Origin of the sequence: Bacillus nitratireducens (assembly GCF_036320425.1) — a bacterium.
In the GTDB taxonomy this organism is placed as follows: domain Bacteria; phylum Bacillota; class Bacilli; order Bacillales; family Bacillaceae_G; genus Bacillus_A; species Bacillus_A nitratireducens.
The window spans coordinates 291,387-311,513 of the sequence record NZ_JAUMJO010000002.1 but is presented as its reverse complement, the minus strand read 5'-3'; the positions used below and the strand labels follow the sequence as shown (position 1 = coordinate 311,513).

18 protein-coding genes are annotated in these 20,127 nt (G+C 37.2%); 1 reads left to right on the top strand and 17 read right to left on the bottom strand.

Annotated features, from left to right (window positions below; translation table 11 throughout):
- Window positions 1–13: 13 nt before the first annotated feature.
- From smc to Q3V31_RS07900, 10 genes are all read right to left on the bottom strand, one after another.
- A complete protein-coding gene (gene smc / locus Q3V31_RS07945) occupies window positions 14–3,583 on the bottom strand; it encodes a chromosome segregation protein SMC (protein ID WP_000478958.1) in 3,570 nt (1,189 codons plus the stop codon).
- A gap of 148 nt (window positions 3,584–3,731) precedes the next feature.
- Window positions 3,732–4,469 (bottom strand): ribonuclease III, encoded by a 738-nt coding sequence (gene rncS / locus Q3V31_RS07940; protein ID WP_001146869.1) that lies wholly within the window; start codon window positions 4,467–4,469, stop codon window positions 3,732–3,734.
- Between the two features lie 58 nt (window positions 4,470–4,527).
- Window positions 4,528–4,761 carry an acyl carrier protein gene (gene acpP / locus Q3V31_RS07935; RefSeq protein ID WP_000786062.1) on the bottom strand — a complete coding sequence of 78 codons (234 nt, stop codon included), beginning with the start codon at window positions 4,759–4,761 and terminating at the stop codon, window positions 4,528–4,530.
- A gap of 69 nt (window positions 4,762–4,830) precedes the next feature.
- Complete coding sequence (gene fabG, locus Q3V31_RS07930; RefSeq protein WP_000911778.1) at window positions 4,831–5,571, bottom strand: 3-oxoacyl-[acyl-carrier-protein] reductase; 741 nt, start codon at window positions 5,569–5,571, stop codon at window positions 4,831–4,833.
- Window positions 5,571–6,515, bottom strand: coding sequence for an ACP S-malonyltransferase (gene fabD / locus Q3V31_RS07925; RefSeq protein WP_000516964.1), 945 nt, complete (start codon window positions 6,513–6,515; stop codon window positions 5,571–5,573). The genes fabG and fabD overlap by 1 nt, the downstream gene beginning before the upstream one ends.
- Window positions 6,516–6,529: 14 nt before the next feature.
- Window positions 6,530–7,522, bottom strand: a complete 993-nt coding sequence (gene plsX / locus Q3V31_RS07920; protein WP_000684105.1) for a phosphate acyltransferase PlsX — start codon at window positions 7,520–7,522, stop codon at window positions 6,530–6,532.
- Complete coding sequence (fapR, locus tag Q3V31_RS07915; protein ID WP_000747352.1) at window positions 7,519–8,112, bottom strand: transcription factor FapR; 594 nt, start codon at window positions 8,110–8,112, stop codon at window positions 7,519–7,521. The genes plsX and fapR overlap by 4 nt, the downstream gene beginning before the upstream one ends.
- A gap of 88 nt (window positions 8,113–8,200) precedes the next feature.
- Complete coding sequence (gene recG / locus Q3V31_RS07910) at window positions 8,201–10,249, bottom strand: ATP-dependent DNA helicase RecG (protein ID WP_090813323.1); 2,049 nt, start codon at window positions 10,247–10,249, stop codon at window positions 8,201–8,203.
- Window positions 10,250–10,715: 466 nt separating this feature from the next.
- Window positions 10,716–12,392, bottom strand: coding sequence for a DAK2 domain-containing protein (locus tag Q3V31_RS07905; RefSeq protein ID WP_000027116.1), 1,677 nt, complete (start codon window positions 12,390–12,392; stop codon window positions 10,716–10,718).
- A 22-nt stretch (window positions 12,393–12,414) separates the two neighbouring features.
- Window positions 12,415–12,777: an Asp23/Gls24 family envelope stress response protein gene (locus Q3V31_RS07900; protein ID WP_000021109.1), complete on the bottom strand. Its 363-nt coding sequence runs from the start codon at window positions 12,775–12,777 to the stop codon at window positions 12,415–12,417.
- 377 nt (window positions 12,778–13,154) lie between these two features.
- On the opposite strand from Q3V31_RS07900, the gene rpmB reads away from it, so the two are divergent.
- Window positions 13,155–13,343 (top strand): 50S ribosomal protein L28, encoded by a 189-nt coding sequence (rpmB, locus tag Q3V31_RS07895; RefSeq protein ID WP_000124776.1) that lies wholly within the window; start codon window positions 13,155–13,157, stop codon window positions 13,341–13,343.
- 73 nt (window positions 13,344–13,416) lie between these two features.
- Here rpmB and spoVM read toward each other — a convergent pair whose 3' ends face one another.
- The 7 genes from spoVM to rlmN form a co-directional block, all read right to left on the bottom strand.
- Complete coding sequence (spoVM, locus tag Q3V31_RS07890; protein ID WP_001213599.1) at window positions 13,417–13,497, bottom strand: stage V sporulation protein SpoVM; 81 nt, start codon at window positions 13,495–13,497, stop codon at window positions 13,417–13,419.
- Window positions 13,498–13,563: 66 nt separating this feature from the next.
- The gene (locus tag Q3V31_RS07885; protein ID WP_000752661.1) at window positions 13,564–14,244 is read right to left on the bottom strand and encodes a thiamine diphosphokinase; all 681 of its coding nucleotides are present in this window, start codon (window positions 14,242–14,244) and stop codon (window positions 13,564–13,566) included.
- A 100-nt stretch (window positions 14,245–14,344) separates the two neighbouring features.
- Complete coding sequence (gene rpe / locus Q3V31_RS07880) at window positions 14,345–14,989, bottom strand: ribulose-phosphate 3-epimerase (protein WP_000589964.1); 645 nt, start codon at window positions 14,987–14,989, stop codon at window positions 14,345–14,347.
- Window positions 14,990–14,991: 2 nt separating this feature from the next.
- The gene (gene rsgA, locus Q3V31_RS07875) at window positions 14,992–15,873 is read right to left on the bottom strand and encodes a ribosome small subunit-dependent GTPase A (RefSeq protein WP_001113940.1); all 882 of its coding nucleotides are present in this window, start codon (window positions 15,871–15,873) and stop codon (window positions 14,992–14,994) included.
- Between the two features lie 419 nt (window positions 15,874–16,292).
- On the bottom strand, window positions 16,293–18,269 hold the full coding sequence (gene pknB, locus Q3V31_RS07870; RefSeq protein WP_000904772.1) for a Stk1 family PASTA domain-containing Ser/Thr kinase: 1,977 nt from the start codon (window positions 18,267–18,269) through the stop codon (window positions 16,293–16,295).
- An 8-nt stretch (window positions 18,270–18,277) separates the two neighbouring features.
- Window positions 18,278–19,030: a Stp1/IreP family PP2C-type Ser/Thr phosphatase gene (locus Q3V31_RS07865; RefSeq protein ID WP_000648692.1), complete on the bottom strand. Its 753-nt coding sequence runs from the start codon at window positions 19,028–19,030 to the stop codon at window positions 18,278–18,280.
- A gap of 4 nt (window positions 19,031–19,034) precedes the next feature.
- Window positions 19,035–20,123, bottom strand: coding sequence for a dual-specificity RNA methyltransferase RlmN (rlmN, locus tag Q3V31_RS07860; protein ID WP_000450535.1), 1,089 nt, complete (start codon window positions 20,121–20,123; stop codon window positions 19,035–19,037).
- Window positions 20,124–20,127: the final 4 nt, after the last annotated feature.

The following is a 20,127-nucleotide window of genomic DNA, read 5'->3' as shown; positions in this document are numbered from 1 at the left end:
CTTCCCATCCTTCCTATTTACTTGCTACAAGTTCTTCGCCATCACCTAAACGAACAGAAACAAGCTTAGATACCCCTGATTCTTGCATTGTTACACCGTACAATACATCAGACTCTTCCATTGTACCTTTTCGGTGTGTAATTACAATAAACTGCGTTTCATCACTAAATTTCTTTAAATACTGCGCAAAACGAGCAACATTAGCCTCATCAAGAGCCGCTTCTACTTCATCTAGCACACAGAATGGGACTGGGCGTACTTTTAAAATACCAAATAAGAGCGCAATTGCCGTCAAAGCACGCTCTCCACCTGAAAGTAAACCTAAATTTTGTAGTTTCTTCCCTGGCGGTTGCGCCACAATATCAATACCAGTATTTAATAAATCTTCTGGATTTGTCATTACTAAATCCGCTCTTCCGCCTCCGAATAATTCAGAGAATACAGATTGAAACTCCGTTCGAATTCCTTCAAATGTAGTAGAAAAGCGTTTTTTCATCTCTTCATCCATTTCCGTAATAAGTTGATGTAACGTCGATTTCGCTTCTTCCAGGTCATCTCTTTGCTCTAGTAAGAATGTGTGACGTTCTGCTACACGTTCGTATTCATCAATTGCCCCTAAGTTTACTGCGCCTAGCTCTTCAATGGATAGTTTAATTAATTTCACCTTTTTACGCGCATCTTCTGCAGGCATCGTCATTGTATACTTCAGTTTTGCTGCTTCAAATGAAATAGTATATGTTTCACGTAAATGCTGCAATCTATTTTCCAACTCTACATCAAGTCGGTTAATTTTCACTTCTTGATCTTTCAACATCTCAAGAATATATTTATGTTTACCTATTGTTTCTTTCACACCGCGCTCTAAATGCTCCACTCTCTCTTGCAATGATACGCGTTGTTCACGACGCGAACGAATTAAATCCGAAGTTTGATTACGATCATATGCTTTCTTCTCTATCATATTCGTAATTTGGTCTTCGCCACTTGAATTAGACGTCATCTCTTGTTTTAAGAACGCTAAATCTTCTTTCGTTTTTACAAGTGTCGTATCAGTCTCTTCTTTTTCCTTCGTCAATCGTTCAACTTTTTCTTTTTGATTTGATAAACGTTGTTGTTGTTCAGCTGCTTGTACTTTTAGCTCAGTCATTTCCTTCTGAACTTTTTCTTTTGAAGAATGTTGCTCACTTTTTTGTTTCGTTAATGCGACGATTTTGCCATCTAATTCCGAGATTTCCGCTTGAAGAGTTGCTAAAATCTTTTCTAACTCTCCTTTTCGCCCTTGCATTTTCACTTGATCTTGTAAAAATCCTTCTATCTCTAAATCGTATATAGATAAACGATCGTTAATTCGATGCTCTTCTAATTCTAATCGATTAATTTCTTCTCTTAATTTTTGTTCATCTACACGCTCGGTTTCTACGCCTTGGCGTAGTTCGCGTATTTTCACTTCTTTTTCTTGAATCTCTTGCTTTACTGCTTTAACAAAGTTTTCCAGCTTCGTTGTTTTTTCTTCCATATCAGCTAGCTTTTTAGTCCATTCTTCAAGTTCACGCTGGCGCCCTAATAAAGAAGATTTCGCCTGTTTTACAGCTCCACCAGTCATAGAACCGCCAGGATTTACTACGTCACCTTCAAGCGTTACAATACGATAGCGATATTGTAATTGTTTCGCTAATTCATTTGCACCCCGTAAATCTTTCGCAACAACAACAGTACCTAATAGGCTTGAAACTACATTCTCATATTTATTGTTGTACTGCACAAGTTCTGCCGCCACACCAACAAACGCTGGATGTTGATTCACAATGCGTAATTGTTCAAATGATAACGATCTACTTTTAATAACAGCTTGAGGTAAAAACGTTGCACGACCATGTTTATTTTGCTTTAAAAATGTAATTGCATTACGTGCATGTTCTTCTGTTTGTACTACGATATGTTGCATCGCTGCCCCAAGGGCGATTTCCATTGCAATTTCATATTCTTTCGGCACAGTCAGAAGTTCTGCAACAGCTCCCTCGATACCTTGCAATCTATTTTCTCTAGCCTTTAATACTTCACGTACCCCTTGATAGAAACCAGAATAGTCCTCTTGCATTTCTTCTAGCATTTCTTTTCGAGAACGCGCCTGTTGCACAAATTGATACGCTTGATACAGTTTCGTTTCATTTTCACTATACTGAGACTTACATTTCCCAAGTGCCGTTTCTGTCTTCTGTATGTTAGAAATAATGCCAGCTACTTTCTCCTTCACTTGCTCATAACTTTCTACAAGTTTCGCTTTTTTCGCTGTAATTTCCATACGCATCTGTACATATTTTTCATTTTCTTCATCAAGGCGTTCATTTTTAGAATTTTGCTGTTTAGATTGTTCTTCAATCATAGATAATTCATTACGAAGACTTGCTTGTTGATTTAAAAGTTCAATATAATCACCTTTTAAATTCTCAATCTGTTCCTCTAGATTCACGGCAAAAGTTGCAAGTAGTTGCTCATTATCATGCAATTTCTTCTCCAACTCTTTTACTTGATTCACAAATTGCATTAACGCTTCGGTACTTGTTTCAATTTCGCCATCATAACTTTTAGCTTTCTCTACCAATTCAACAATTAGCTTTTCGAGCTGCGCACAATGCGTCGTCGCATTTTGCTTTCTTTCCTTTAACAACTCACGCTGCCCTTCTAGTTTCTCTAGTTCTTTACTAGAAAGAAGAAGAACTTCTTGTAAGGAGTTTACAGATTCATCAACCGCTTGTAATTGTCCACGTAATTCCTCAAGCTCTTCTTCACTTTTTTGTAAATTCGTCGACATCTTCACTTCTTCATCTTTATTATGCCCAAATTGATTTCGAAGCGCTTCCCATTTTTCATGTAATTCTTCAATTTCATGTACAATAAGCGCCGCTTCTACTTTTTCTAATTCTTCTTTTTTCTCAAGAAAATCTTTCGCTATAGAAGCTTGTCTTTCTAGTGGTTCTACTTGACTACTCAATTCATGTATAATATCTTGCACACGATTTAAGTTTTCTTGTGTTTCTGCTAATTTCCCTTCAGCTTTCTTTTTACGAAGTTTGTATTTCAGCACACCCGCAGCTTCCTCAAATACCCCTCGACGTTCTTCCGATTTACTACTTAAAATCTCTTCGACTTTCCCCTGGCTAATAATTGAAAAAGCTTCTCTTCCCATACCAGAGTCCATAAATAAATCAATAATATCTTTCAATCTACAAGATTGTTTATTAATATAAAAATCACTATCACCCGAACGAGATACACGACGTGTTACACACACCTCGTTATATTCAATCGGTAATCGTTGGTCTTCATTATTTAAAGTTAATGTTACTTCAGCAATATTAACCGCTCTTCTCGTATCACTACCTGCAAAAATAATATCCTCCATTTTCGCACCGCGTAATGACTTTGCAGATTGTTCACCAAGTACCCAGCGAATCGCATCAGTAATATTACTTTTCCCGCTCCCGTTAGGTCCTACTACAGAAGTTACACCTGGAACAAAATCGACAGATACACGCTCAGCAAAAGATTTAAATCCTGCTATTTCTAATCTTTTTAAAAACACGAAAGGCCTTCCTCCTATTCTCCGTTGTTGTAAACATTGTCTGTACGAAAACAAGCTACTATACGGATTTCCCACTCCTTTTATTTATAAACAAAAGGAAAGTTTCATTCTATGCATAAGGAATCCCCCTCATTCAAAGGGGGATTCCTTATAGTTGTTCTTTTAATTTTTTCAATGCTTCTGCAGCAGCTTGTTGCTCTGCTTCTTTTTTCGACTTGCCACTACCAAGACCTAAAGCCACGTTATTTAACGTAACACGTGACACAAATTCTCGGTTATGGGCCGGTCCTTTTTCTTGCAAAATTTGATACTCAACGTTACCACTACCATCACGCTGAATCAATTCTTGCAATTGACTCTTATAATCCATCACATGAGAAAAAGCACCTTCATTAATTTTCGGATATACAACTTCTTTTAAAAATCCCCAAACTGTTTCAAGCCCTTGATCAAGATAAAGGGCACCAATAAACGCTTCAAAGACATCCGCTAATAAAGCTGGTCGTTCACGTCCACCCGTCATTTCCTCACCTTTCCCTAATAAAACAAGGCTACCAAATGACAATTCGTTTGCAAAACGAACAAGAGATGGCTCACATACAATAGCTGCACGTAGTTTTGTTAACTCTCCTTCGCTCATTGTCGGATATTTTTGAAACAGATACTGTGATACAGTGAGTTCCAATACAGCATCACCAAGAAATTCAAGACGCTCATTGTCCTCATGCGGTTTTTTTCGATGCTCATTCACATACGATGAATGCGTAAATGCTTGAATCAATAATTTTTCATCTGAAAACGTAATACCTATCTCTTCTTGAAATACTTTAAACGCTTCACGATATTTTGTTTCATACTTTTTTTCTCTATGTTTTCGGTACGGCATAGGTCCCTCCAGATATAAGCCGAGAAGCCCCGCTAAAAAACGGGACTTCACTTAAGCATTATAGATGACTCTCTATGTAAGTCACAGCATCGCCAACAGTAGCAATCTTTTCAGCATCTTCATCAGAAATTTCCATTTCGAATTCATCTTCCAATTGCATTACAAGTTCTACTACATCTAGGGAGTCTGCGCCTAAATCTTCTTTAAAGCTCGCAGCTGGTACTACTTCAGTTTCTTCTACACCTAAACGATCAACGATGATTTTTGTTACACGCTCTAAAACATCTGCCATTCCATTCACCTCCCCTCAAATATTATATAAAATATTGTCCAAAAAAACTAGGTGAAATCGATTCTTTTATTACATTACCATTCCGCCATCAACATTTAGCGTTTGTCCTGTAATATATTTGCTTTGATCAGAAGCAAAAAACGTTACAGTATTTGCGATATCTTGCGCTTCACCAAACTGAGCTGCAGGAATTAACTTTAACATTTCGGCTTTTATATTTTCATCTAATACATCCGTCATATCAGTCGCAATAAACCCTGGAGCAATTGCATTTACAGTAATATTTCGGCTCGCTAATTCTTTTGCTGATGTTTTTGTTAATCCAATTACACCAGCTTTAGCAGCAACATAGTTTGCTTGTCCTGGGTTTCCTGTTACTCCAACAACAGAAGCGATATTAATAATACGTCCATGACGTTGACGCATCATATAACGAGATACTGCCTTCGTACATAAGAATACACCTTTTAAGTTTGTATTAATAACTGTATCCCATTCTTCTTCTTTCATACGCATTAATAAATTATCTTTTGTTACACCAGCGTTATTTACAAGAATATCTACTTGTCCAAACGTATCTACAGTTTGTTTCACCATATTCGTAACATCTTCAGCATTTGCAACATCTGCTCTTACTGCAATAGCATCTGAACCTAATTTCTTTATTTCATCGACTACTTCATTCGCCTTTTGCTCATTACCAGCATAATTTACTACCACATTTGCCCCTTGTTTCGCTAAATCAATCGCAATCGCACGACCAATTCCACGTGAAGCGCCAGTTACTAATGCTACTTTCCCTTTTAACATCAGTTTTCTCCTCTCAAATTTGAAATGGTATCTTTTAATGTCTCTTCGTCATATATCGCATATGCTTTCACAGAAGAGTCAATCGACTTCATAAGACCAGCAAGTACTTTTCCAGGGCCGATTTCAATAAATGTATCTACCCCTTGATTCACCATATACTCAATGGATGGATACCATAATACAGGCGAATAGAGCTGTTCAATCAGCTTTTCTTTAATATCTGTACCACGTGTAATAACGTCCGCTGTAACATTTGCAATAACAGGAATATTTGTGTCTTGAATTGTAATTTCATTTAAAACACTTTGGAATCTCTCAGCAGCTGGCTTCATAAGTGAGGAATGAAATGGTCCACTTACTTTAAGAGGAATTGCTCTTTTAGCACCATTTTCTTTCGCTCTTTGAGAAGCAAGTTCTACTCCTTGATTTGTTCCAGAAATAACAATTTGCTTCGTGCTATTCATATTAGCAATTTGCACCGCATATCCTTCACTTGTTACTTCTTCTGTAACTTGTTTCAGCATTTCCGGATCAGCACCTAAAATAGCTGCCATCGCACCTTCCCCACCCGGAACTGCTTCTTCCATATATTCCCCACGTTTCCTTACAGCATATACAGCATCTTCAAAAGTTAATGCACCCGCTGCTACAAGAGCGCTATATTCACCTAAACTATGTCCCGCGACAAAATCTGGTGTAATATCATACTCATTCAAAGCTGTTAAAATTGCAAAACTCGTTGTTAATAAAGCAGGTTGCGCATTTGTCGTTAATGTTAGCTTTTCCTGTGGCCCTTCAAAAATCACTTCTGACAGTGAATCTTGCAGCACCTCATCCGCTTTCGCAAACACTTTCGCAACTTCGTTATTATTCTCCGCTAACTGTCTACCCATTCCAACTGCCTGTGAACCTTGGCCCGGAAAAAGAAATGCTAGTTTTCCCATTTCAAATCCTCCTCTTATTGAAGCGGCTCTTTCTCCATTACACTTGAAATTGTAGGAATTACTTCTTTCGCTACCATTTCTCTTGTTTGACGAATCGCACTAAATATCGATTGGTCATTTGAAGAACCATGAGCCTTAATGACAGGAGCTTTTAAGCCAAACAATGCCGCTCCTCCATACTCCGAATAATCCATTTTATCTTTTAATACCATAAGTTTTGGTTTTAATACCGCTGCTGCTAATTTGCTCGTAAACGAACTCATTAATTGCTCTTTTAACATAGAGAATAATGCAAGTGCTGTTCCTTCTAATGATTTTAGAGCTACGTTACCTGTAAAACCATCACATACAACAACATCTGCTACACCTTGCAATAAGTCTCTTGATTCAACGTTTCCAACAAAATTAATTGGTGCATCCTTGAGCATAGCAAAGACTTGTTTTGAAAGCTCGTTTCCTTTGCCATCCTCTGTCCCAACGTTTAAAAGTCCAACGCGAGGATTTTTAATTCCTCTTACCTTCTCTGCATAAACAGAGCCCATTACTGCATATTGATATAAATGAATTGGTTTTGCATCAACGTTTGCTCCAACATCTAACATCACAAAGCCTTCTCCATCAACAGTTGGCATTGTAGGTGATAAAGCTGGTCGTTCAATTCCTTCCATACGACCAACAACAAACAATCCAGCTGCCATTAAAGCTCCTGTACTTCCTGCTGAGATACAAGCATCCGCTACGCCGTTCTTCACTTGCTCTGCTGCTAGTACCATTGAAGCTTGTTTTTTTCGGCGAACCGCTCTTACTGGTTCATCTGTCGATTCGATTTTTTCGTCTGTATGAAGTATAGTAATTCGCTCTTCACTCGTTAAGTATTGACGAATTTCCTCTTCTTTCCCTACTAACGTAATATGTAAATCTGAGTATTCCTTAATAGCTTTCATTGCTCCTAATACTACAGCCTTTGGAGCATGATCGCCGCCCATTGCATCTATTGCGATTTTCATAAGTTGTTACCTTCCTCACTATAATTACTAGATCGATACATTTCAAAAGTGCCTGTAAAAACAAGTTCTTCTCCAACAAAGCTACGCACTTTGACAACCGTCCGTCCTTTATCATTCTCTACATCTTCAACACGTGCTTTTGCAACAACACGTTCTCCTAATTTTACAGGACGAATGTATCGAATGGTAGACTTTGCAGTTAAAGCTAATTCTTCATCAATAACTGCAACAGCTAGTGAGTTTGCTTGCGCAAACAAATGATGCCCACGAGCAATTTGATTTCTTTTAAATACATGTTCTACCTTTACTTCAAAGATAGAAATCGCATGTCTATCTAATTCTATATCGATAATTTCTCCGACAACCTCTTCTAACGGTAAAGATTTCACATCTTCTTCATGTTGTTTTGTAGCCACATGCTTAATTCGTTCTCTTAATTCAGGAATAGATAATTCCATACGATCAAGACGAACAGTTTGTATGCTCACTTGAAATTTTTCCGCTAAATCTTCATCCGTTATAAAAGGATTCGTTTCTATTGTTTGTTGTAATAATTCTTGTCTTTCTTTTTTACTTCTTCTTTTTTTCATACCGCACCATCCATTTTTATGACTAGGTACTAACAGTAGTATATAATCATTAAAAGTAGAATGCAACAAAAACTTTTGCAGACTACTCTTAGTCGAGCTTCTCTCCCTGGAACACACCTGTTCCGTCAAGATAAGTACGCAACGAAGCATACTGATCATTGTGCCAAAACGCTTCTGAATCAACTAGTATCGCCGCATCTTGTCTCGCTGTTTCTAACGCTCGATAATCATGTACCATATCAGCAACCTTAAACTCTGGTAGACCACTTTGCTTACTTCCAAAGAAATCTCCAGGACCTCGTAACTCTAAATCTTTTTCTGACAATACAAATCCATCATTTGTTTCAGTCATAATGCGCATTCTTTCTTTTCCCGTTTCTGATTTCGGGTCCGCAATTAATAAACAATACGATTGTTCACTACCACGCCCAACGCGCCCCCTAAGCTGATGAAGCTGCGATAAACCGAAACGCTCCGCGTCATAAATAACCATAACAGTCGCATTCGGTACATTCACACCTACTTCAACAACTGTTGTCGATACAAGAATTTGCACTTTATTTTCACTAAACTGTCCCATTATCTCTTCTTTTTCTTGAGATGATAGTCTCCCATGCATTAATCCAACTTGGCATTTCCCTTGATAATGATGAGTCAGCATACTATGTAAGTCGATAGCATTTTGTACATCCAACTTCTCAGACTCTTCAATTAGAGGACAAATAACATATGCCTGTCTTCCTTTTTTGATCTCTTTCTCCACAAAACCGAGAACGCGATCTAACATATCATGTTTTGCCCAATACGTTTCGATCACCTTTCTACCAGCTGGCATTTCATCGATAATAGAAACGTCCATCTCTCCAAATGCAGTGATAGCTAACGTACGCGGGATTGGGGTCGCCGTCATAAACAACACATCTGGACTTTCGCCTTTCTCACGTAAAACCCGGCGCTGCGCTACACCAAATCGATGCTGTTCATCCGTAATAACGAGACCTAACCTATGAAATATAACTTCACCTTGAATTAAAGCGTGCGTCCCAACAAGGATATCTACTTCTCCTTGCTCTAATCTCGCCAAAATCTCTCGACGTCTCGCACCTTTAACAGAACTTGTTAGCAGTTCAACCTTCATACCAAAATGTGAAAACGTCTCAGCGAGCGACTGATAATGTTGTTCAGCTAAAATTTCCGTAGGAACCATCATAGCACCTTGATAATGAGCTAATTTCGCTCCATAAAGTGCAATCGCAGCAACAACTGTTTTCCCAGAACCTACATCCCCTTGCAATAATCGATTCATGCGATAGGGAGATGTCATATCTTTCATTATTTCATCTACAACCCGGCTTTGTGCGCCAGTTAACGGAAACGGAAGTGCATCAGTAAACTCTTGCAATTCTACTGATGAAATTTCTTTTTTCGTGCCCTTTGAATTTTCCCTTTCCATTTTCCGTAATGTTTGCATTTTCAACTGGAACAAGAAAAACTCCTCATATACAAAACGGCGCCGTGCTTGCTTTAAGTCTTCCTGTCCCACTGGAAAATGTAACGCTTTGAGTGCTTCATAACGTGGTAATAACTTATACCTACTTAACAAACCGTCAGGTAACACTTCAATTATAGAGTCTCCATATTCCTTTAAAGCCTGGGCAATAAAACGGCGCACCTGCTTTACTGTCAACTTCCCTTTCACTGAATATACTGGCTCTACTTCTTGTTGACGCACAGCCGGTCCAAAATGAAGTTCTGATACAGCGATCGTTTGGCGATGCTGATCCCATTTACCAGTAATCGTTACCGTTTCATCTAGCTTTAACTTTTGTTTATAATAGGGTCTATTAAAACATACGGCTGTAATTAAATAACGCCCGACAAGAACACGAACTGTAAGACGCGACTTTTTCTTTCCATAGTATTGAAGTAAAGGAGCACTATGTACTTTCCCTTCAACCGTCACACGCTCATCATGCTTTACTTCAGCAAGATCTTTCATCGCATAGTCTTCATAACGGTACGGAAAATGTTCTAATAGATGAGAAACTGTATAAATTCCCATCTCGTGTAATAACTCAGATGTTTCTCCTCCGATTCCCTTTACATCCGTAACAGGAACTTGTACAACTTCATTCAAGATTCTCACGCTCCGTCACATTATTTTCTTCGATTCATTCTATTGATTCTCCATTAACATCATTGACATCTGTAATCTCTCTCTTTCACCCTATATATTCTATCATAGGCATTCTAAGAGAAACTACTCTAATCCCTCTATATAAAGTGAAACTATAATCAGTGGGGTTTTGTTCATCCCCCACTGATTATTAGCCCTCACCAATCGGGCTTTTACGGGCAGTTAATCTCCCAACTAACTTCTTTGCTCTAGCCGAATTTAGGGGTGGAAATTTTACTGCCCACAAATAGCGGGACAAAACAAAGATATACAACACGCAAGAAAAGAGCCTCACTATTAGCAGCAAGGCTCTTTTCTATCATCAATATGCTAGCCTTTTGAATAAAAACTAGTAATAAATTTCATATCACTACTTTTCATCCATTAGCAAGTAAGTAATCCATTTATTTTTAAAACGAATCTTTTCTTATTCTACAGAGAAGATGAAAGAATACACCGGTTGGTTCCCTGCATGTACTTCTACTTCTGCATCTTCAAAGTTCTCTTCAACAAACGCAACTAATTCAGCCACTTCTTCGTCTGTTGCATCTTCACCTTGTAGAATCGTTACGATTTCAGAATCCTCATCAATTAGTGCTTCTAGTAATTGCTTCGCAGCTCCTACTTTTTCAGCGTTTGTTGATACGATTTTTCCATCTGCAATACACATGAAATCATCTTTTTGAATTGCCACACCGTCAATTTCCGTATCACGAACAGCATACGTAATTTGACCTGTTTTCACATGAGATAAAGCTTCGTTCATGTTTTCTTTATTCTCTTCTAACGTTCCAACTGGATTAAATGCTAACATTGCAGCCATACCTTGAGGAACTGTTTTCGAACGAACAACAATAACTTCTTGATCTACTACTGAAGCTGCTTGTTCTGCTGCCATTACGATATTTCCGTTATTTGGTAAAATGATGATCTTTTCAGCATTCGCCTCTTCAATCGCCTTCACGATATCCTCCGTACTTGGATTCATCGTTTGGCCACCTTCGATAACTTTCGTTGCGCCAATGCTCTCAAATAAAGTTTTAATACCAGATCCCATAGCTACAGTCACAATACCATACGGTTGTTTCTCTTTTGGTTGATTCGTTTGTTCAGGCACCATAGTAGGTTCATCTAATAAAGCCGTATGCTGTTCACGCATATTTTCTACTTTAATCTTAATTAGACTACCGTAGCGTTGTCCATAGTTCATAGGATCTCCAGGATGTTCCGCATGAATATGAACCTTAACAACCTCATCATCTGATACAACAAGTAGTGAATCTCCGTACACACTAATATCTTCACGGAATTTTTGTTCAGAGAAATTATGTTCCTTCATTTTTTCAGGCTCTAATTTCACCATGAATTCCGTACAATATCCATACTTAATATCTTCTGTACTCAATTGGCTTTGTACACTACGGTGATGTTCTGCGCGTACCATGTCATTCATAGATGGTTGCGTCTGCACATTAGAAGAAATCGTTTCTCCTTTTAAGTCAGCTAAAAATCCTTCATATACAACAACTAGACCTTTACCACCGCTATCTACAACGCCAACTTGTTTTAATACAGGTAATAAATCTGGCGTACGATTTAACGATGCATTCGCTTCTTTTACAACGTCTTCCATAAACAAAACAAAGTCGCGCTGTTTTTTCGCAACTGTCACTGCATATTTACCCGTTTCTCTTGCAACCGTTAAAATCGTTCCTTCAATTGGTTTCATAACCGCTTTATACGCTGCCTCTACTCCAGCCTCTAAAGCTGCAGCAAAATCAACTGTTGTTAATTCTTCTTTTTGTTCAATGGATTTAGAAAAACCACGGAATAACTGAGATAAAATAACCCCAGAGTTACCACGAGCTCCCATTAATAATCCTTTGGCTAAACTTACGCCGACTTTACCAGCATGCTGTGAAGGATTTTCTTTCACTTCACGTGCGCCTGAAGTCATTGATAAGTTCATGTTTGTACCGGTATCGCCATCTGGAACTGGAAATACGTTTAACGCATCAACAAGCTGAACATTATTTGTTAAATTATTTGCTCCTTGAATGATCATTTGTGATAAACGTTTTCCATCAATTTTTTGAATTGACACAGATTTTCCTCCTTAATGCACATTACAAGTTTATTACTTTAACTCCTTGTACGTAGATGTTTACAGAATCTACTGCTAGTCCTACAGTTTGATCTAATGTATATTTCACTTTAGTCTGCACGTTATGTGCTACTTCTGAAATTTTCGTACCATAGCTCACAATAATATACATATCAATATGTACTTCATCTTCATCTTTACGAACAATAACACCTCTAGTGAAGTTTTCTTTTCGTAAAATGTCTGTTAATCCATCTTTTAACTGATTTTTTGATGCCATACCTACGATACCGTAGCAATCTACTGCGGCACCTCCAGCAATTGTCGCAATTACATCTGTACTAATATCAATTTGACCGTACTTCGTTTTAATTTCAATTGACATCTCGTTTCCCCCTTCATAAATGGTGAAAGTGAGCTAGACTACTTTAGTTACTATCATATAATCTTTTTAAAGAAAATTCCATCGTTCTTTCTTTTCACTCTCATATTTTATGTTTTATACTACAACTTTTCTATGATGAGCAAAATAGTCCATTGTTATTATACAACATGTACCACTATAATATGTCAAGCAATTTTTCTTGATTTCAGCTTTTCTTCATTGATATATGGTGTCAAGTAATTTTTCTTGATTTCTTTTTTCTACGGTGTTGCATTCTCTTTTTAGTTGTGTTAAATTATAGTAGTGTTTTTAGCATCGCAAAAAAGACTAACATTGAAAAATTACGTATGGTAAGGTATCAAGGGAGGGAAATATAAATGGCTCGTGTTTGTGCTATCACTGGAAGAAAAGCTCGTTCTGGTAACTCTCGTTCTCACGCAATGAACGCTACAAAACGTAAATGGGGCGCTAACCTTCAAAAAGTTCGCGTACGCATCGACGGAAAAGTTCAACGTGTTTACGTTTCTGCTAGAGCATTAAAATCTGGCAAAATCGAACGTGTTTAATAATAAAAAAAAGAGCCGCTAGGCTCTTTTTTTATTATAACAATGGAAAAAGCACCGGTAATAGGTGCTTTTTTTAGTCTTTTTTGAAGGTATTTAACATCGCACGTACAATTCCACCAAGAAATTTAGGTAACTTAATTGTATAAAATCTCATGGTTTCCCTCCTAATCCCCATTACTCCACTTGTTTACTATATGATGCAAGGAGCAAAATTGTTTCTTCAATCAGTGCTTCTTATCATCATTAATATGCCAGAAGTAAATGAAAAAGTACCTTTTTCCACAATGAGTTCATTACTAATACAAAGTGTCGATCCCCACTCTATTGTCTTGTTAGTAAGAGAGTACTTAAATCCACGTAATGTAATACCTTCAACTGTTTCAGTAACCGGTACAAAGGATACATAAGGAAAATTTTCATTTTCTTCAATTATATGTGTACCAACTTTTTTTACTGTTATTTCATTTTTATTGTCTACAATACACATTTCTATCTCTGCCGCTAAACCTTTTAAAAGCATTTGTATATTTGCCAAACCATGATCAAGTCTTCCACCAGTCGCGCCAAAAATACGAATTAATTTCGGATTTTGTTCTAAAGCCCAGCTAATTGCAATTTCTAAATCTGTTTGATCTTTTTCTCGCGGAACAATATGTAACTCATTTGTTTGCTGCCTCATCCATGCTAACTCATCCTCAGTAACCGAATCGTAATCCCCAAATGCAACAGTCGGAGTAATTCCACTTTTTAACAAACGGTACACTCCCCTATCAACCGCCGCCCACACTACTTCTTCATTTTCATATCGAGAAAAATCTGCGCAGTATTCTACAGGTCCTCCTGCCAAAATATGAACAATCATTTTTTCTTCCCCTTCTATTGTAAAAAGGCAATCTGCCATTCGGTAGATTGCCTTTCTCCTTATTTTTCGCTCTATCCTGTATAAAATAGTGAAGTCTTAATTAACTAGATGCTTCACTAGAATAAAGGCCATTCATTCTTTATCCACGAATTATACGAATTGCTTCACCGCGGTCTTTTTGATTGTATACTGCTGATCCTGCTACAAGAACATTCGCTCCTGCTTCAACACAAAGTCTTGCCGTTTCAGCATTTACACCACCATCAACTTCAATTTCTACTTCTAGATTTCGCTCTTTAACCATTTCTGCAACTTCTTTAATCTTCGGTAATACAGAATGAATAAACTTCTGTCCACCAAATCCAGGATTTACTGTCATTAGTAATACCATATCTATATCTTCTAATACATGTTCAATTACCGATACTGGTGTATGCGGATTTAATACAACCCCTGCTTTAATGCCATGAGATTTAATTAACTGAATTGTACGATGTAGATGAGGACACGCCTCTACATGAACAGTAATAATATCTGCTCCCGCTTTTGCGAAAGTCGGGATATAGTTATCAGGATTTTCAATCATTAAATGTACATCTAATGGTAATGATGTAATCGGACGGATAGCTTCTACAATTAATGGTCCAATCGTAATATTTGGTACGAAATGTCCATCCATTACATCGACGTGAATGTAATCAGCTCCACCTTTTTCTACATCTTTAATTTCTTCCCCTAATTTTGAAAAATCTGCTGATAAAATCGATGGTGCAATTTTAATCATAACTAATACCTCGGCTTTCTCTCTCTAATTTCTTCTACGAATTGTTTGTAATTCTTATAACGATATTCAGTTATCTTTCCTTCTTCAACCGCAGCTTTCACCGCGCATTTCGGCTCAGAAAGATGTGTACACCCTCTAAATTTACAGTATTGGCTCGCTTCTTTCAACTCTGGAAAACAATATGTAAGATCTTCTACCTCTATATCTATGAAATCAAGCGAACTAAAACCAGGTGTATCCGCAACAAGCCCGCTCCCCACTGTAATTAATTCCACGTGTCTTGTCGTATGTTTCCCGCGCCCTAAATGTGAAGAAATATCATTTGTTTTCAATTCTAAATCTGGACGTAAAACGTTTAACATTGAAGATTTTCCAACACCAGATTGTCCTGCAACGACAGAAACACAGCCCTCTAAGAATGGTTTCAAAATATCGATACTTTCCGATGTATTTATAGAAGTAAATAATACATCATAACCTATTTCACGATAATCATTTGCAAAAGCTTCAACAGTTTCCTTCATTTTTTCATCCACTAAATCCATCTTACTAATACAAATAATCGGCTTAATATTATGATATTCAATCTGTACTAAAAATCGATCTAACAGTCCGGGATTAAAATCTGGTTCTACTGCAGAGAAAACGAGAATCGCTTGATCAACATTAGCAATAGGAGGTCTAACAAGTTCGTTTTTTCGATCAAATACTTCTAACACGTATCCTTCACTCGGATTATCTGCTTGAAAAACGACTTGGTCTCCTACAAGTGGCGTAATTTTATTCTTTCTAAATACACCACGCCCGCGACATTGTGTAATTCCTTCTTCATGCTGCACATAATAAAACCCACTTAGAGCTTTTACAATTTTTCCTTCTGGCATATAATTCTCCTTTATTTTGTATAAAGTGAAACTGTAATTAATAATGAATTGACTAGAGTTCTTTAAACAATTATTTAAAAACTAACTAAATATATACCCAGGTAATATATTTAAACTACCATCACATTCAAAATATTATTCACAATAGTATCACCTTTATAGCTTTTGAATCATATATTTTTGCCTGCTATACCATCCATTATTTAGACAGATAACAGGCAAGAGTAATAAAGTGAAACTTTAATCATTGGGGGTTTATCGATCCCCTCTGATTAGTAAAAGTCCTCACCAATCGGGCTTTTACGGGCAATCAATCCTGCCTACCTTCTTTGCTTTACAGCCGGATTTTGAGGCGAGGGTCTTACTACCAACAGATAGCAGGACAAATTCCATCCTCTATAAAACAAGAATGGAATCCATTATTGTTGAGCTGGATATGGTACTTCTTTTTCTATAATCGTTACTCCATCTCGAACAATTTTATAATGTCCCTTTGAACCTTCTTGAATTACAAATTCTAAAGAAATAGTCGCTGACTCAGTAATCGTTCTCGTTTCAACTGGTCTATCCATTTTTTGCTGCATATCTTCTTTATAAATTTCTATTGTTTGCGGTTTTTTCTCACCTGTTGCAGAAGCTTCATATGGGATAGAAATATTATCCACTTTTACTGTTTTCGTCACTTTAGGCTTCGGACCATCAGAGATAACAATCGTTACTTTATCTCCTTCTTTTAAAGGTGTCCCAGGTTTTGGATATTGAGAAATAACAAGTCCCTTTTCGACAGTATCTGAATACTCCCTTTTTATATCAGAAACAAGCTTTCTTTCATTTAAGTAACCTTTTACACTATTTTCAGTCCATCCTGAAAAATCACCTGGCCTAATTTGATAAGGTCCTTTACTTACCCAAATCTTCAGTTCTTGTTCTGCCTCTATAACCATTTGATCAGGCGTTGGTATTTGCTCTACGATTTCACCTTTCGGCTTATCATTTTCAATAAAATTAATGGTAACCTGTTTATATTTTTCTTCTAACTCAGCTCTTATACTCTCGAAATCTTTTCCTGTGAAGTCACTCATTTTACTTTTCTTTTTTCCACCTGATTGATAGATAGTAATTTTAGAGCTTTCTTTCACTACTCTTCCGGCTATTGGATCTGTTTTTATCACTTTTCCCACTTCAACATTATCTGTATATACAATGTTAGGTTCTGTAACTTCAAAGCCTTTTTCAACTAATGTATTTACAGCTGTCGTATACTTCATACCAGCCACATCAGGAACCTTCACATCTTTCGGAATAAAGAAGCCTGGAATAACAGTAAGCGCTAATGTTATCCCTATCGCTAAAAGTAAAAATGTTGTAATTAAAACCTTCAGCCATTTGTTACTGCGTTTTTTCTTCTTAGCTGATTCGGTCTCTTCTTTTCTTGCTTGTTCATCCACTTTACTTCCTTTTAGCACAATTGTTTCATCACTCACATTTTGGAATAATTGTTCTTGTTGAATGATTGGAATCGCTTTCGTTGCTTCCATATCTTCTGGTATGTAAAATGGTTGTTCATTTATTCTTTCTGGATATAGCGCTGTTTCAATATCCCGTTTCATCGCGTTAGCAGATTGATATCGATGGAATGGATCTTTCGCAGTTGCCTTTAATATAATATTTTCAACACTTTGTGGAATATTTTCATTCCATCTTTTTGGAGATGGTATTTCATTTTGTAGATGTTTTAAAGCTATTGCAACAGCAGATTCACCTGAAAACGGTTGTCTTCCTGTTAACAATTCAAACATAACAATCCCAAGTGAATAAATATCTGATTGTTTATTCGCTATACCACCACGTGCTTGTTCCGGTGATAAATAATGTACAGAACCGAGCACCGAATTTGTATGTGTAATTGTTGTTGCACTTGTAGCTGTCGCAATTCCAAAGTCTGTGACTTTTATCACTCCATCATCTCGAATCAAAATATTGTGCGGTTTTATATCACGATGCACAATCTCAAAGTGATGGGCGTGTGCCATGGCGGACGTTAACTGCTCCATTATATCAAGAGCTTCTCCTATCGGTAACATCCCTCGATCAATTATGTATTGCTTCAATGTTCGTCCAGGTACATATTCCATTACAAGATAATATATACCATCCTCTTCCCCAACATCATACATATTCACAATATTTGGATGCGACAACGTTGTAACAGATTGCGCTTCTCGATGGAAACGTTTAATAAACTCTTCGTTATTTGAATAGTCGAGTCTTAATATTTTTACCGCTACATCTCGGCCAAGTATTTCATCATGAGCTAAATATACATTGGCCATCCCTCCACCGCCAATCATTTTCAGCAGCTTATAACGGTCATTTAAGCGTTTTCCAATCAGCACGTTGCACTTCACCTACTTTCGTTTGCCGAATCCGCATAATCAATAATAACGAGAGTGATATTATCTTCTCCACCACGATCATTTGCTAATTGAATGAAATGCTCTCCCTTCGCCTCGAGCTGTTCATTCAATTGTAAAATTTGTTGCATATCAGCCATAGGGACTTTGTTAGACAATCCATCAGAGCAAAGAAGCAATTGATCATCTTCTTCGAGAACTAATGTTTTAACATCTAATCCGACTGTTTCTTCTGTTCCTAACGCTCTTAATAGAACATTCTTTTTCGGGTGATATTCTGCATCTTCTTTTGAAATTTCACCGTGCCTAACAAGTTCATTTACAAGTGAGTGATCTTCCGTTATAAGCGATATTTCTCCCTCTGATACCATATAACAACGACTATCTCCTATATGACCGATTGTTACAAAACTAGGTGTACAAATCGCTACGATAACCGTTGTTCCCATGCCATTACATTCTACATGTTGCTTAGAGTAAGCATATATACGCTCATTAATAATTCCAACGTTAGTATGTAACCACTTTTCTACCTTTTTAGGCTCATTCATATTATGCGTTTGCTTCCAATAATCATGGAATAATTGAATAGCCATCGAGCTAGCTACATCGCCAGCTCGATGACCTCCCATTCCATCTGCTACTACCGCTAAAATATTTCCATCTAAATTGTGAAAAACTCCTGCACTATCTTCATTATGTTGACGAACTTTCCCTTTATCCGATAGAAACACGGCTTTCATCTCGTCACCTCGTCTCTTCTTTGCGCTCCTTTGCACGCAACTGACCGCAGGCTGCATCAATATCATGACCTTGTTCACGGCGAATTGTTACATTCACTCCACGATCTTTTAGCGTCTTTTCAAATAAGAAAATTTGCTCTCGTGGCGTACGTACATAATCACGTTCTGGCACGTAGTTTACCGGAATTAAGTTTACATGACATTTTACACCTTTTAAGAGCGCAGCAAGTTCTTCAGCTTGCTCAACTTGGTCATTTTCTCCTCCAAATAAGCCATATTCAAACGTAATACGACGCCCTGTTCTATTTACATAGTATTTAACAGCTTCCATTAAATCTGGTAGCTTATAAGCACGGTTAATCGGCATTAATTTTGAACGTAACTCTGTATTTGCAGAATGCAATGAAATCGCAAAATTGATTTGCATATCTTCTTCAGCGAACTTATAAATTTTTGGAACAATTCCACTTGTTGAAACTGTCATATGCCTTGCACCAATATGAATTCCTTTTTCATGATTTACAATGCGTAAGAATGACATTAAGTTGTCGTAATTATCAAACGGCTCTCCAATTCCCATAACAACAAGAGAACTTACACGCTCTTCTGTTTCATCAAGCGCACGCTGAACTTCCACTACTTGCGCTACAATTTCTCCAGCTTCTAGGTTTCGTTTTAGTCCACCAAGTGTAGAAGCACAGAACGTACAGCCAATTCGACAACCAACCTGTGTTGTTACACAAATCGAATTTCCATATTCATGTCGCATTAATACCGTTTCAATAGAGTATCCATCGTATAACTGGAATAAGAATTTAATTGTTCCATCCGAAGACGTTTGTTTTACTAATGTATTTAAAGTAGTAATATCAAAGGAATTCGACAATTTATCGCGCAATCCTTTAGAAAGGTTTGACATATCCTCATAATTTTTTACACGTTTTTTATATAACCAATCAAAAATTTGCCCTGCACGGAATTTAGGTTCCCCTTGTTCCTTTAACCAATCTTGCATTTCATGAAGTTGTAAAGAGTAAATTGATGGTTTCTTTGTTTCTAGATTTTTCTTTTGTTTTTTTACAGTTGTTTCCATGATG